Below are 13,965 nucleotides of genomic sequence, written 5' to 3'. Positions count from 1 at the left end.
TCCGGCTCTATCAAGCACCTACGCTCGTGATAGCATCCGCGCCATGAACCTCTCAGGAAGAATGACCAGTGGCGCGCTCCTGCTGTCCCTCAGCTGCGCAGCGCTGGCAAACAGTGAATTGGAAGTACGGGTCAAGCCGTCCAACGATGAACTCAAGGCCAACGTAGAAGGTTACATCGGCGGTGTGGGTGATCGTGACGAGGAGGCCTTGCTGCGCTTCAGCCGTGGTGCCGAGGAGCAGGCGCGCAAGGCCGCCCAGGCGCTGGGCTACTACCAGCCGCAGATCGACAGTGAGGTCAAGGGCGGCAAGGACCCACGCCTGGTGCTGACCATCGACCCCGGCGAGCCTGTGCATTTGCGCAACGTCACCGTGCGCATTGATGGCCCGGCGGCATCGCTCAAAGCCTTTCGCGTACCCAGCAACACCGCCCTCAAGCCCGGCGCGGTGCTCAACCATGGGCACTACGAAGACGCCAAGCGAATCATCCAGAACCAGGCCTCGCGCTATGGTTTTTTCAGCGGGCGTTTCACCCAGCAGAAGCTGTTGGTTGACCCCCAGGCGGGCATCGCCGACATCGAGCTGATTTACGACAGCGGCCCGCGCTATGCCTTGGGCCCGGTGAGTTTTGAGGGTGATACGCCGTTCGACGAAGATCTGCTGCAGCGCATGGTGCCGTTCAAGGCCGGCACGGCGTACGACTCCGAACTCATTGCAGAGCTCAACCAGGCCCTGCAATCGAGCGGTTATTTCGAAGGCGTCCGGGTGGATGCCGCACCGACGGCGGCCACCGACAACGTGATCCCGGTGGCGGTCAAGCTCGACACGCGCAAGCCGCGCACCATGGGGCTGGGCCTGGGTTTTTCCACCGATGTCGGCCCACGGGTCAAAGCCAATTGGACGCGTCACTGGGTCAACCCCCAGGGCCACAGTTATGGCTGGGAAGCGGAAGTGTCGGCGCCCCGGCAGAACGTCGGCCTGTGGTACGACGTGCCGCTGGATCCGCCGCTGACCGACAAGATACGTTACGCCGGCGGTTATCAATATGAAGAGCTGGCCGGCACCGACAGCCTCAGCAAACTGCTCACCGTGGGCCCGGAATGGCACAGCAAGTTGCCCAGCGGCTGGCAGCGGGTGGTGTCGCTCAAGTGGCAGCGCGAGGAATATCGCCTCGGCGACGATGCGGGCCTGAGCACACTGCTGATGCCGGGCCTCAGCTATTCCTACCTGCGCAGCGACAACCGCATCGATCCGCACAACGGTTACCGCTTGCAGTTCGACACCAAGGTCGCCAAGGAAGGGCTCGGCTCGGACAACAACCTTTTATACGGCACCGCCATGGTCAAGGGCCTGACCACGGTGTTCGACAAGCATCGTTTGCTGGCGCGTGCGCAGATCGGCGGCAGCGCCACCAATGGCTACAAATCCATCCCGCCGTCCCTGCGCTTTTTTGCCGGTGGCGACCAGAGCGTGCGGGGTTACGACTACCAGAGCCTGTCGCCGGAAAACGCCGAGGGCGACCGTATCGGTGGTCGCTACATGGTCGCCGGCAGCCTCGAGTATCAATATTCAATCGCGGAAAAATGGCGAGTGGCGACGTTCATCGACCAGGGCAACTCGTTCAACAGCCTTGAACTGCCGAGCCTCAAGACCGGCGTGGGCGTCGGCGTGCGCTGGGTTTCGCCGGTGGGTCCGATCCGCCTCGACCTGGCCCATGCGATGGACGACGACGGTGGTATCCGCTTGCACTTTTCCATGGGGCCTGAGCTGTGACGCGTGGTTTGAAGATAACGCTCCTGGCGCTCGCCGGGGTGCTGCTGATGCTCGTGCTGACCTTGAGCGTGGTGCTGGGCACGGCGTTCGGCAGCCGCTGGGCCCTCGGCCTGGTGCCGGGGCTGACCGTGGAGAATTTCCAGGGCCGGCTGGGCGGGCAGTGGAGCGCCGATCACCTGCTGTGGCAGCAGGACGCCAGTCGGGTGGAAGTGGATCGGCTGATATTCGCCTGGTCGCCGCTGTGCCTGGCACGCATGACCCTGTGCATCGAACAGCTCAAGGCCGACCAGGTCGCCTTGCAATTGCCAGCCTCTGCCGATGAACCGAGCGGCGGTCCGATCAGTTTGCCGGACCTGGACTTGCCGCTCGCCATCGAACTGGGCGATGTGCAGGTCGGCAGCCTGTCGTTCAACGGCAGCGAACAGCTCAAGGGCCTGCAATTGGTTGCCCACTGGACCGCCGCGGGCATGCAGATCGATTCGGTGCAATTGCAGCGCGACGAGCTGAGCCTGAAACTCTCCGGCCTGCTGAAACCAGGCGGCGACTGGCCGTTGAACGCCGAGGGCCGGTTGACCTTGCCGGCGCCGGGCGCCACGCCCTGGGCCCTGGACCTGAAAGTCGACGGCAACCTGCTCAAGACCCTCAACCTCAAGGCCGACAGCAGCGGTTACCTGCAGGGCCAGTTGAGCGGTGAGCTGCAACCGCTGGCGGACAACCTGCCCGCCAAGGTGCGCATCAGCGCCGACGGCTTCAAGGCCAGTGCCGATCTGCCCGACACGTTGTTGCTCAATCAACTGGAATTGACCGGCGAAGGCGATCTGAAAAACGGCTATCAACTGCTCGGCAAGGCGACGCTGCCCGCCGAAAAAGGGCCGGTGGCGTTGTTGCTGCAAGGCACCGTGGACGCCAATGGCGCGCAGATCGCCGGCCTGGATCTGGCTGCCGGTGCTCAACAAAGCCTGAAACTCAGCGGCCAAGTGGACTGGCGCGAAGGCCTGCGCGCCGAAGCGAAAGTCGCCTGGCTGGATTTCCCCTGGCATCGCCTCTATCCGCAGATCGACGAGCCACAGGTGACGCTGCGCAGCTTCGACGGTGAAGTCTCTTACACCGATGGCCAATACCTGGGCAACTTCCAGGCCGCGCTGGACGGACCTGCCGGGGCCTTCAGCCTGGGCAGCCCGTTCAGCGGCGACCTGACGCAAATCCACTTGCCGCAGCTCAAGCTCGCGGCGGGACAGGGCAAGGCCGAAGGGCACCTGAGCCTGCAATTTGCCGAGGGCATTGCCTGGGACACGGCGCTGCAACTGTCGGCCATCAACCCTGCGTATTGGCTTGGCGAACTGCCCGGGACCCTGGCCGGGCCGTTGCGCAGCAAAGGGATGATGAAGAACGACCGCCTCGACCTCGACGCGGACCTGGACCTCAAGGGCAAACTGCGTGGCCAGCCAGCGGTCCTCCAGGCCAGGGCCAGCGGTGCTGGCGAGCAGTGGAAGCTCAGCGCGCTGGATATTCGCCTGGGGGATAACCGCATCAACGGCAGCGGCAGCCTGCAAGAGAAACTGACCGGCCAGATCGACATCAAGCTCGCACGCCTGGCTCAGCTCTGGCCGCAATTGCGCGGCCAAGTCGTCGGCCGTGTCGACGTGGCCGGCACGCTCAAGGCCCCCCAAGGCAAGCTCGACCTGCAGGGCACGCAACTGGCCTTCCAGGACAACCGCCTGCAAAGCCTGAACCTGGACGCGACCCTCGACAGCGCCCAGCGCGGCAAGCTCGACCTCAAGGCCAGCGGCATCCGCGTCGGCGAAACGTCACTGGGCGTGCTGACGGTCAGCGGCCAGGGCGATATCAAACAGCAGAAGCTCAACCTGGACCTGCAAGGGCCGCAGCTCGACACGACCCTGGCCCTCGATGGCGCGCTCGACCAAGGCAATTGGCGCGGGCGCCTGGCCAGCGGCGACGTGCAGGCCGGCGGCCAAGCCTGGCGCCTGCAAGCCCCAGCGAAACTGGAGCGCATGGCCGATGGCACGCTCAACGTCGGCGCGCATTGCTGGCGTTCGGGCGAGGCCAGCCTGTGTGGTGAAGACCAGCGGCTGATGCCGGAGCCGAAGCTGCGTTATCACCTCAAGCAATTCCCCATCGAAAGCCTGGCCCATTGGATGCCCAAGGATTTTGCCTGGCAGGGCCGGCTCAACGCGGACCTGCAACTGGACCTGCCGGCCAGCGGTCCGAATGGCCGGATCCTGGTGGACGCCAGCGGCGGTACTTTACGGATTCGGGACAAGGAGGGCGATAAGGCGCAATGGCTGGACTTCCCGTACCAGACCCTCACACTCAACAGCCGCCTGACCCCCAAGCGCATCGACACCGACCTGAATTTCGCCGGTGCCAGGCTCGGCGAACTGATGCTCCAGGCACAAATCAACCCCATACCGGCCAGCAAACCCATCAGCGGCTCGTTCCGCCTGACCGGCCTGGACCTGTCCGTGGCCCGGCCATTCGTGCCGATGGTGGAAACCCTCACCGGTCGCCTGAACGGCAGCGGGACCTTGTCCGGTGGTTTGCTCGCGCCCCAGGTCAACGGCAACCTGGTGCTCAGCGACGGCGAAGTGTCTGGCCCGGAACTGCCGGTCAGCCTTGAAGCCTTGCAGATGCGGGCAGCGATTACCGGCGAAGCGGTGCAGCTCAATGGCAATTGGAAAAGTGGCAAGAGCGGGCAGGGCAGCCTGAACGGCAACATCGGCTGGGGCGACGCTCTGACGATGAACCTGGCCCTGAAGGGTTCGCAACTGCCAGTCACCGTCGAGCCTTATGCAGTGCTCGACGTGGCGCCGGACCTCAACATCACGATGCAGGGTGAGCGGCTTTCCATTGCCGGCAAGGTCCTGGTGCCCAAAGGCGAGATCACCGTCCGCGAACTGCCGCCGTCCACCGTCAAGGTGTCGGATGACACGGTGATCGTCGGCCACCAGACCGAAGAGGGCAAGGCGCCGCTGGCCATGGCGATGGACATTGACGTGATCGTCGGCCAGGACAAACTCGCGTTCTCGGGTTTCGGCCTGACCGCCAACGTGCAGGGCCAGGTTCACATCGGCGACAACATGGACACCCGCGGCGAGCTCTGGCTCAACGACGGTCGTTATCGCGCCTACGGGCAACGGCTGACGGTGCGACGGGCGCGGCTGCTGTTTGCCGGGCCCATCGACCAGCCCTACCTGGACATCGAAGCGATCCGCCAGACCGACGACGTGATCGCCGGCATCCGCTTGAGCGGCAGCGCCGAGCAACCGGCCACGCAAATTTTCTCGGAACCGGCCATGAGCCAGGAGCAGGCATTGTCCTACCTGGTGCTGGGCCGGCCGCTGAGCACTACCGGCGAGGACAACAACATGCTCGCCCAGGCGGCGTTGGGCCTGGGGTTGATGGGCAGCTCGGGGGTGACCACCAGCCTGGCCAATAACCTGGGGATCGAGGATTTCCAGCTCGACACCCAGGGCAGCGGCAATGCCACCAGCGTGGTCGCCAGCGGCAACCTGTCGGAAAAACTCAGCCTGCGCTACGGCGTTGGCGTGTTCGAACCGGCCAACACCATCGCCCTGCGCTACAAGCTCAGCAAGAAGGTCTACCTCGAAGCCGCGAGCGGCGTCGCCAGCTCGCTGGACATCTTCTACAAACGCGATTTCTAACCTTCCCCAAATCCCCAATGTGGGAGCGAGCTTGTGTGGGAGCAAGGCTTGCCCGCGATATAGGCAACTCGGTCTATCAGTCGAACCGAGGTGATGCTATCGCGGGCAAGCCTTGCTCCCACACACTTCATGTGAATAGCAAGCTAACGATTTGTTTGACATTTGCTGCCTAAGCAGTAATATCTCGACATACATTCACTGCCTAGGCAGCAAACGGTGGTCAGATGAAGCATTTCACCCCAGACAACTTTCACAATTGCCATCTCGGCATGCTGCTCGGCCGTACCGCGCTGCTCAAGGACCGGATCATCGACATCCACATGGAACCCGTCGGCATCACCGCCGCGCAGTTCAAGGTGTTGATCATCATGGCCCAGTACGGCATCGAGACGCCGGCCGAGCTGTGTCGCTACCTGTCCCTGGACAGCGGCTCGATGACGCGGATGCTCGATCGCCTCGAGCAGAAAGGTTTCCTGGCCCGTGAACGCTCCGCCCAGGACCGCCGGCAAGTGCGCCTGGTGCTGACCGAAGCCGGCCAGGCCCTCGCCGATCGCCTGCCGTTCATCGGCGCCGAGGCCATGAACCAGTTGGCCTGCGCCATCAGCCCCGAGGAGCTGCAAACCCTCGAACAGATTCTCAAGAAAATTCTGCTCGCCGCCGGTGATCCCATCGCCGTGTCGCGAATGGGGGGAAAATGAAGCGTAAAACCTTGCGTACCCGATTAAGCCTGGTGGTCTTGGCCATGAGCCTGGCGGGCTGTGCCAGCTACAGCGGCCTGAAGACCGAAGGCGTCAGCCTGGAGGCCCAGAGCCTCAAGGCCGGGCAATCCCTGAACGGTGTCACGCTGTCGCCGGCCGCGTGGCCAAAAAGCGATTGGTGGAAGAGCCTCGGCGACCCGCAACTCGACGGCCTGATCCGTGAAGCCCTGCGCGATAGCCCGGACATGCAGATCGCCAGCGCCCGGGTACATCAGGCCAGTGCCGCTGCCTATGCCGCCAACGCGGCGCGCTTGCCGACCCTGGATGCCAGCGGCGGCGCCAGCCGTTCGCGCCTGTCCCGTGACCAGGACCCGCAAGGGCAGGGCGGGGCGTACAGCACCCTGCGCACGTTAGGTGTGGACTTCAATTACAACTTCGACCTCTGGGGCGGCCAGCGTGCCACCTGGGAAGCCGCCCTCGGCCAGGCCCGCGCCGCCGAGATCGATCGCCAGGCCGCGCAACTGACCCTGGCCGCCGATGTGGCCCGGGCCTACAGCGACCTGGGCCAGGCCCACATTATTTATGACCTGGCCTCCGAGGACCTCAAGCGCACCCGGCAGATGCTCGACCTGGGCAAGCGCCGCCTCACTGCCGGGATCGACAGCGAATATCAGTTCCAGCAGACCGAAAGCCTGGAAGCCAGCGCCGACGCGACCCGCATCGACGCGGAGAAACGCCTGCAAAGCGCCAAGATCGCCCTGGCGGTGTTGCTGGGCAAGGGTCCGGACCGCGGCAATGAAATCCCCCGGCCCAACGTGCTGCAAGCCAGCGCGGTCGCCTTGCCGTCGAACCTGCCGGCCGAGTTGCTGGGGCGGCGTCCGGACCTGGTCGCGGCACGCTGGCGGGTCGAGGCGGCGAGCAAGAACATCGAGGCCGGCAAGACCAACTTCTATCCCAATCTCAACTTGAGCGCAGCCGCCGGAACCCGGTCGTTGCTGGGCGATGCGATGTTCGGTTCGGCCAGCCGCTTCTTCAATGTGGGGCCAACGGTGTCGCTGCCGATCTTCGATGGCGGCCGCTTGCGGGCGGACCTGGATGCCCGGGACGCCGATTACGACCTGGCGGTGGCGCAATACAACAAGAGCCTGGTCACGGCCCTTGGGGATGTCAGCGACACCATCAACCAATTGCGTGACATCGCTCGCCAGATCGGTGCCCAGCAACATGCCACCGATATCGCACAGAGCTCCTACGACACGGTGGTCCAGCGCTACGGCTCGGGCATCGGTAATTACCTGGACGTGCTGAGCATCGAGCAGCAATTGCTCCAGGCCCAGCGCCAACTGGCGAACCTGAATGCCGACCAGATCGATTTGTCGATCCAACTGATGCAGGCCCTGGGCGGCGGTTTCGAGGCCCAGACCCTGGCGGCGGCCACCCCGGCCGCTACCACGCCAAATAACTGATTCGAGGTACTTGTCATGGCGACTGCCGAAACGACTCAATCCGAACATGCGCAAGACAGCAACCCACGCAAGCGCAAGGTCATGCTGCTGACACTGACGCTGCTGGTCATTCTCTCGGGCCTGGGCGTCTGGGCCTGGCACGAACTGTATGGCCGCTGGAGCGAAAGCACCGACGATGCCTATGTGAATGGCAACGTGGTGGAAATCACGCCGCTGGTCACCGGCACCGTGGTAAGCATCGGTGCCGACGACGGCGACCTGGTGCGTGAAGGCCAGGTGCTGGTGCAGTTCGACCCGAACGACGCCGAAGTCGGGCTGCAAAGTGCCCAGGCCAACCTGGCCCGGACCGTGCGCCAGGTGCGTGGTTTGTACAGCAATGTCGATGGCATGCGGGCGCAGGTCAATGCGCAAGAGGCCGAAGTGCAGAAGGCCCAGGAAAACTACAGCCGACGCAAGAACCTGGCGGCCGGCGGGGCGATTTCCAAGGAGGAACTGTCTCACGCCCGCGATGACCTGACCTCGGCGCAGAACGCCTTGGCCAATGCCCGGCAACAGCTCAAGACCACCAGCGCCTTGGTGGACGATACCGTGGTGTCGTCCCATCCCGACGTGCAGTCCGCCGCCGCGCAACTGCGCCAGGCCTTCCTGGCCAACGCCCGCAGTACCTTGATCGCACCCGTCACCGGTTATGTCGCCAAGCGCACCGTGCAACTGGGCCAACGGGTGCAGCCGGGCACGGCGTTGATGGCGGTGATCCCGCTGGATCAGCTGTGGATCGACGCCAACTTCAAGGAAACCCAACTGCGCGACATGCGCATCGGCCAGCCAGTGGACATCGAAGCCGACCTGTACGGCAGCGATGTGAAGTACAGCGGCACCATCGACAGCCTCGGCGCCGGGACCGGCAGCGCGTTTGCCTTGCTGCCGGCGCAGAACGCCACCGGTAACTGGATCAAGATCGTCCAGCGGGTGCCGGTGCGCATTCACATCAATGCCCAGGAGCTGGCCAAGCATCCGCTGCGCATTGGCCTGTCGACCCTGGTCAACGTCGACCTGCACGACCAGAGCGGCCCGGTACTGGCCCAACAGCCACCGCAGAAAGCCTCGTTCAGCACCCAGGTCTACGACCGGCAGTTGGCCGATGCCGACGCGATGATCGCCCGCCTGATCCACGACAACAGCGCGGTGGCGAGCAAGACCGTGCAGCGCTGATCGCAATTGCAGGCCAATCTCTGAAATCTGTGGGAGCAAGGCTGTGTGGGAGCAAGACCCTGTGGGAGCAAGGCTTGCCCGCGAAACAGTCACCTTGATTTCTGAAAGACCGCATCGCCTGTTTCGCGAGCAAGCTTTGCTCCCACACAGCCTTGCTCCCACAGGGTTTAAGGATCTTGCTCCCACAGGGTTTGTGTCTTGCCCCAAGGGATTTCGCCACCTTCGCTTCATAGGATTTTCGCAATGAGCAATAACGCGTCTTTCACGCCGCCCAGCCTGTTGCTCAGCACCATCGGGCTGTCGCTGGCGACGTTCATGCAAGTGCTCGACACCACGATTGCCAACGTCGCCTTGCCGACCATTTCCGGCAACCTGGGCGTCAGCTCGGAGCAGGGCACTTGGGTGATCACCTCGTTCGCGGTGAGCAACGCCATCGCCTTGCCGCTCACCGGCTGGCTGAGCCGGCGGTTTGGCGAGGTGAAGCTGTTTTTGTGGGCGACGATGCTGTTCGTGCTCGCGTCGTTCTTGTGTGGTATTTCCACCTCGATGCCGGAGCTGATCGGCTTTCGAGTACTTCAAGGGCTGGTGGCCGGGCCGTTGTACCCGATGACCCAGACCTTGCTGATTGCCGTGTACCCGCCGGCCAGGCGCGGCATGGCCTTGGCGTTGCTGGCGATGGTCACGGTGGTGGCGCCGATTGCCGGGCCGATCCTCGGCGGCTGGATCACCGATAGCTACAGCTGGCCGTGGATCTTCTTCATCAACGTGCCCATCGGCGTCTTCGCCGCGCTCGTGGTGCAACAGCAGCTCAAGGCGCGGCCGGTGGTCACCAGCCATCAACCGATGGATTACGTGGGGTTGATCACGCTGATCATTGGCGTCGGCGCGCTCCAGGTGATCCTCGACAAAGGCAACGACCTGGACTGGTTCGAATCGAACTTCATCATCATCGGTGCGCTGATTTCGATCATTGCCCTGGCGGTGTTCGTGATCTGGGAAATGACCGATCGCCATCCGGTGGTCAATCTCCGTCTGTTCGCCTATCGCAATTTTCGCATCGGCACCATTGTGCTGGTGGGAGGCTACGCCGGGTTCTTCGGCATCAACCTGATCCTGCCGCAGTGGTTGCAGACGCAAATGGGCTACACCGCGACCTGGGCCGGGCTGGCGGTGGCGCCCATCGGTATCCTGCCGGTGCTGATGTCGCCTTTCGTCGGTAAGTACGCCCACCGGTTCGACCTGCGTGTGTTGGCCGGGCTGGCGTTCCTGGCCATGGGCCTGAGCTGCTTCATGCGCGCCGGGTTCACCAACGAGGTGGATTTCCAGCACATTGCGCTGGTGCAGTTGTTCATGGGCATCGGCGTGGCGCTGTTCTTCATGCCGACCCTGAGCATCCTGATGTCGGACCTGCCGCCGCACCAGATTGCCGACGGCGCGGGGCTGGCGACGTTCCTGCGGACCCTGGGCGGCAGCTTTGCCGCGTCCCTGACCACCTGGATCTGGATCCGCCGGGCCGACCAGCATCACGCCTACCTGAGCGAAAGCATCAGCACCTTCGAACCGGCCACCCGCGAGGCGCTTAACCAGCTCGGTGGCGCGAGTGCCCCGGCCTATGCCCAGCTCGACCAGATTCTCACCAGCCAGGCGTACATGCTCTCCACCGTGGATTACTTCACGCTGCTGGGGTGGGCGTTCGTGGGGTTGATCGTACTGGTGTGGCTGGCGAAGCCGCCGTTTGCGGCGAAGGCTGGGCCTGCATCGGCGGGGCACTGATCCACACACAACACCCTGTGGGAGCGTACCTGTGGGAGCAAGGCTTGCCCGCGATGCAGGCGACATGGTTCAACTGCAAGACCGTGTCATCGTTCATCGCGAGCAAGCTTTGCTCCCACAGGCTCCCACAGGATGTGTGTAGGCTTTAGGCCCCTGGTAGCGCCAACTGCGCATTACCGAACCCAAAAGGCGCCAACGCAAAGCCCTGTTCGTCCACCTGCAAGGCCCAGCCTTGCTTGTCCCAATCCCCCAGCACGATGCGCCGGGCGGCGTGTTCGCCCAGTTGCAGCTTGTGGATGGCGGGGCGGTGGGTGTGGCCGTGGATCAAGGTCTTCACGCCATATTGCTGCATGATCCGTGGGATCTCTTCGGGCGTGACGTCGACGATGTCATTGGCTTTCATGCGTGTCTGCGTGCGGCTTTCGCTGCGCAGTTTGCGCGCCAGTTTCTGGCGGCTGCCCAGCGGCAGGTGCCGCAGGACGAACAGCGTCACCGGATTGCGCAGCCAGCGCCGCAGCTTCATGTAGCCTTCGTCGCGGGTGCAGAGGCTGTCGCCGTGCATCAGCAGCACCGGTTCGCCGTTGAACTGCACGACACTCGGGTCCTTGAGCAGGGTGCAGCCGGCCGCTTTGCAAAAGGCCTGCCCCAGCATGAAGTCGCGATTGCCGTGCATCAGGAAGATGGCCGTGCCGCTGTCGCTCAATTCGCGCAGGGCCTGGCAGATGGAACGCTGGAACGGCGTCATGGCATCGTCGCCGATCCAGGCTTCGAAAAAGTCGCCCAGAATGTACAACGCTTGCGCCGAGCGGGCGCGTGTGGCGAGTAAATCCAGAAACGCCCGGGTGATGTCCGGGCGCTCCTCTTCCAGATGCAAGTCTGAAATCAGCAGTATCACTCAACGATCTCGGCTTTCTCGATGATCACGTCTTCTGCCGGGACGTCCTGGTGGCCGGCCTTGGACGTGGTGGAAACGCCTTTGATCTTGTCGACCACGTCGGTGCCTTCGATCACTTCACCGAACACCGCATAGCCCCAGCCCTGGGTAGTCTTGCCGCTGTGGTTCAGGAAGCTGTTGTCCGCCACGTTGATGAAGAACTGTGCGGAGGCCGAATGCGGCTCCATGGTACGGGCCATGGCAACGCTGTACTTTTTGTTCGGCAGGCCGTTGTCGGCTTCGTTCTGGATGCTTGGGCGCTTGTCTTTCTTTTCCTTCATGCCTGGCTCGAAACCGCCGCCCTGGATCATGAAGTTGCCGATGACGCGGTGGAACACGGTGTTTTCGTAATGGCCGGCCTTGACGTACTCGACGAAGTTGGCAACGGTCAGCGGCGCTTTCTCGGCGTTCAGTTGCAGGACGATGTCGCCGTGGTTGGTGGTCAGTTTGACTTTGCTCATGATCGGTACTCTTTCAAGAAATTCGTGGGTTTTGGGGCTTCACTGCCCGCAACCGGTCTGGCTGTAATCGGCCAGGCTGGGCAGTTTAGCGTGCCGGGCACGAATTTCGAGGCTGTTTTTCATCTGGCCGTCGATTAAATTCAATCGTTTGCCGGCCTGGCCTGTCAGCTGCTTGACAGCATCGGCTATGATACGGGCTTTGATTTATCAGGCCGCACCCGGCCGCGCACTTGTCTGTTCAAGGATCCTATGAGCAAGCCCACTGTCGACCCTACCTCGAATTCCAAGACCGGCCCGGCCGTGCCGGTCAACTTCCTGCGCCCGATCATCCAGGCGGACCTGGACTCGGGTAAGCACACACAGATCGTTACTCGCTTCCCGCCAGAACCCAACGGCTACCTGCACATCGGCCATGCCAAGTCGATCTGCGTGAACTTCGGCCTGGCCCAGGAGTTCGGCGGCGTCACGCACCTGCGTTTCGACGACACCAACCCGGCCAAGGAAGACCAGGAATACATCGACGCGATCGAAAGCGACGTCAAGTGGCTGGGTTTCCAATGGTCCGGTGAGGTGCGCTACGCCTCGCAATATTTCGACCAGTTGCACGACTGGGCCGTGGAACTGATCAAGGCCGGCAACGCCTACGTGTGCGACCTGACCCCCGAGCAGGCCAAGGAATACCGTGGCAGCCTGACCGAGCCGGGCAAGAACAGCCCGTTCCGTGACCGCAGCGTGGAAGAGAACCTGGACTTGTTCGCCCGTATGCGCGCCGGTGAGTTCCCGGATGGCGCTCGGGTACTGCGTGCCAAGATCGACATGGCTTCGCCGAACATGAACCTGCGCGACCCGATCATGTACCGCATCCGTCACGCCCATCACCACCAGACCGGCGACAAATGGTGCATCTACCCCAACTATGACTTCACCCACGGCCAGTCGGACGCCATCGAAGGCATCACGCATTCGATCTGCACCCTGGAGTTCGAAAGCCATCGTCCGTTGTACGAGTGGTTCCTCGAGCACCTGCCGGTGCCGGCCACCCCGCGCCAGTACGAATTCAGCCGCCTGAACCTGAACTACACCATCACCAGCAAGCGCAAGCTCAAGCAACTGGTGGACGAGAAGCACGTCAACGGCTGGGATGACCCGCGCATGTCGACGCTGTCGGGCTTCCGTCGTCGCGGCTACACGCCCAAGTCGATCCGCAATTTCTGCGAAATGGTCGGCACCAACCGTTCCGACGGCGTGGTGGACTTCGGCATGCTGGAATTCAGCATCCGTGACGACCTCGACCACAGCGCCCCGCGCGCCATGTGCGTGCTGCGTCCGCTGAAAGTGGTGATCACCAATTATCCGGAAGGCCAGGTCGAGAACCTCGAACTGCCGCGCCACCCGAAAGAAGACATGGGTGTGCGCGTCCTGCCGTTTGCCCGGGAAATCTACATCGACCGTGACGACTTCATGGAAGAGCCGCCAAAAGGCTACAAGCGCCTGGAGCCTACCGGCGAAGTGCGCCTGCGTGGCAGCTACGTGATCCGCGCCGACGAAGCCATCAAGGACGCCGACGGCAATATCGTCGAACTGCGCTGCTCGTACGATCCCGACACCCTGGGCAAGAACCCGGAAGGTCGCAAGGTCAAGGGCGTGATCCACTGGGTGCCGGCCGCCGCCAGCGTCGAGTGCGAAGTGCGCCTGTACGATCGCCTGTTCCGGTCGCCGAACCCGGAAAAGGCCGAAGACAGCGCCAGCTTCCTGGACAACATCAACCCTGACTCCCTGCAAGTACTCACTGGTTGTCGTGCCGAGCCTTCGCTGGGCAACGCACAGCCGGAAGACCGTTTCCAGTTCGAGCGCGAAGGTTACTTCTGCGCGGATATCAAGGACTCGAAACCCGGTGCTCCGGTATTCAACCGTACCGTGACCTTGCGCGATTCCTGGGGTCAGTGATCAAGTCTTAAGGGAAACCC

At 63.1% G+C, this 13,965-nt stretch carries 9 protein-coding genes; 7 read left to right on the top strand and 2 right to left on the bottom strand.

Annotated features, from left to right (window positions below; translation table 11 throughout):
* Nucleotides 1–43: 43 nt before the first annotated feature.
* The 6 genes from ASC85_RS07370 to ASC85_RS07345 all read left to right on the top strand — a co-directional run bounded on the left by ASC85_RS07370 (nt 44) and on the right by ASC85_RS07345 (nt 10,603).
* Nucleotides 44–1,771 carry an autotransporter assembly complex protein TamA gene (locus ASC85_RS07370; protein WP_057448816.1) on the top strand — a complete coding sequence of 576 codons (1,728 nt, stop codon included), beginning with the start codon at nt 44–46 and terminating at the stop codon, nt 1,769–1,771.
* Nucleotides 1,768–5,454 carry a translocation/assembly module TamB domain-containing protein gene (locus ASC85_RS07365; protein ID WP_057448815.1) on the top strand — a complete coding sequence of 1,229 codons (3,687 nt, stop codon included), beginning with the start codon at nt 1,768–1,770 and terminating at the stop codon, nt 5,452–5,454. Before ASC85_RS07370 ends, ASC85_RS07365 begins: the two co-directional genes overlap by 4 nt.
* A 224-nt stretch (nt 5,455–5,678) precedes the next feature.
* Nucleotides 5,679–6,152, top strand: a complete 474-nt coding sequence (locus tag ASC85_RS07360; RefSeq protein WP_014337528.1) for a MarR family winged helix-turn-helix transcriptional regulator — start codon at nt 5,679–5,681, stop codon at nt 6,150–6,152.
* Nucleotides 6,149–7,618, top strand: coding sequence for an efflux transporter outer membrane subunit (locus ASC85_RS07355; RefSeq protein ID WP_057448814.1), 1,470 nt, complete (start codon nt 6,149–6,151; stop codon nt 7,616–7,618). Before ASC85_RS07360 ends, ASC85_RS07355 begins: the two co-directional genes overlap by 4 nt.
* 15 nt (nt 7,619–7,633) lie before the next feature.
* Nucleotides 7,634–8,830, top strand: a complete 1,197-nt coding sequence (locus ASC85_RS07350) for an HlyD family secretion protein (RefSeq protein WP_057448813.1) — start codon at nt 7,634–7,636, stop codon at nt 8,828–8,830.
* A 243-nt stretch (nt 8,831–9,073) separates the two neighbouring features.
* Complete coding sequence (locus ASC85_RS07345) at nt 9,074–10,603, top strand: DHA2 family efflux MFS transporter permease subunit (RefSeq protein ID WP_057448812.1); 1,530 nt, start codon at nt 9,074–9,076, stop codon at nt 10,601–10,603.
* Between the two features lie 145 nt (nt 10,604–10,748).
* Here ASC85_RS07345 and lpxH read toward each other — a convergent pair whose 3' ends face one another.
* Both lpxH and ASC85_RS07335 read right to left on the bottom strand, forming a co-directional pair.
* Nucleotides 10,749–11,498 carry a UDP-2,3-diacylglucosamine diphosphatase gene (gene lpxH, locus ASC85_RS07340; RefSeq protein WP_057448811.1) on the bottom strand — a complete coding sequence of 250 codons (750 nt, stop codon included), beginning with the start codon at nt 11,496–11,498 and terminating at the stop codon, nt 10,749–10,751.
* Entirely contained in the window at nt 11,495–11,998 is a 504-nt protein-coding gene (locus tag ASC85_RS07335; protein WP_057448810.1) for a peptidylprolyl isomerase, read from the bottom strand. The genes lpxH and ASC85_RS07335 overlap by 4 nt, the downstream gene beginning before the upstream one ends.
* Nucleotides 11,999–12,247: 249 nt before the next feature.
* On the opposite strand from ASC85_RS07335, the gene ASC85_RS07330 reads away from it, so the two are divergent.
* Nucleotides 12,248–13,945 carry a glutamine--tRNA ligase/YqeY domain fusion protein gene (locus ASC85_RS07330; RefSeq protein ID WP_003203664.1) on the top strand — a complete coding sequence of 566 codons (1,698 nt, stop codon included), beginning with the start codon at nt 12,248–12,250 and terminating at the stop codon, nt 13,943–13,945.
* The last annotated feature ends 20 nt before the right edge of the window (nt 13,946–13,965 follow it).

It is taken from the genome of Pseudomonas sp. Root401 (assembly GCF_001425105.1).
Taxonomy (GTDB): Bacteria; Pseudomonadota; Gammaproteobacteria; order Pseudomonadales; family Pseudomonadaceae; genus Aquipseudomonas; species Aquipseudomonas brassicacearum.
Note: the sequence above shows the minus strand (reverse complement) of the source record. Positions and strands in the feature narration are given on the sequence as shown.

Coding starts and splice junctions, on each gene's coding strand:
- ASC85_RS07370 (WP_057448816.1), top strand. CDS start 44: ATGAACCTCTCAGGAAGAATGACCAGTGGCGCGCTCCTGCTGTCCCTC.
- ASC85_RS07335 (WP_057448810.1), bottom strand. CDS start 11,998: ATGAGCAAAGTCAAACTGACCACCAACCACGGCGACATCGTCCTGCAA.
- ASC85_RS07330 (WP_003203664.1), top strand. CDS start 12,248: ATGAGCAAGCCCACTGTCGACCCTACCTCGAATTCCAAGACCGGCCCG.
- ASC85_RS07360 (WP_014337528.1), top strand. CDS start 5,679: ATGAAGCATTTCACCCCAGACAACTTTCACAATTGCCATCTCGGCATG.
- ASC85_RS07355 (WP_057448814.1), top strand. CDS start 6,149: ATGAAGCGTAAAACCTTGCGTACCCGATTAAGCCTGGTGGTCTTGGCC.
- ASC85_RS07345 (WP_057448812.1), top strand. CDS start 9,074: ATGAGCAATAACGCGTCTTTCACGCCGCCCAGCCTGTTGCTCAGCACC.
- ASC85_RS07350 (WP_057448813.1), top strand. CDS start 7,634: ATGGCGACTGCCGAAACGACTCAATCCGAACATGCGCAAGACAGCAAC.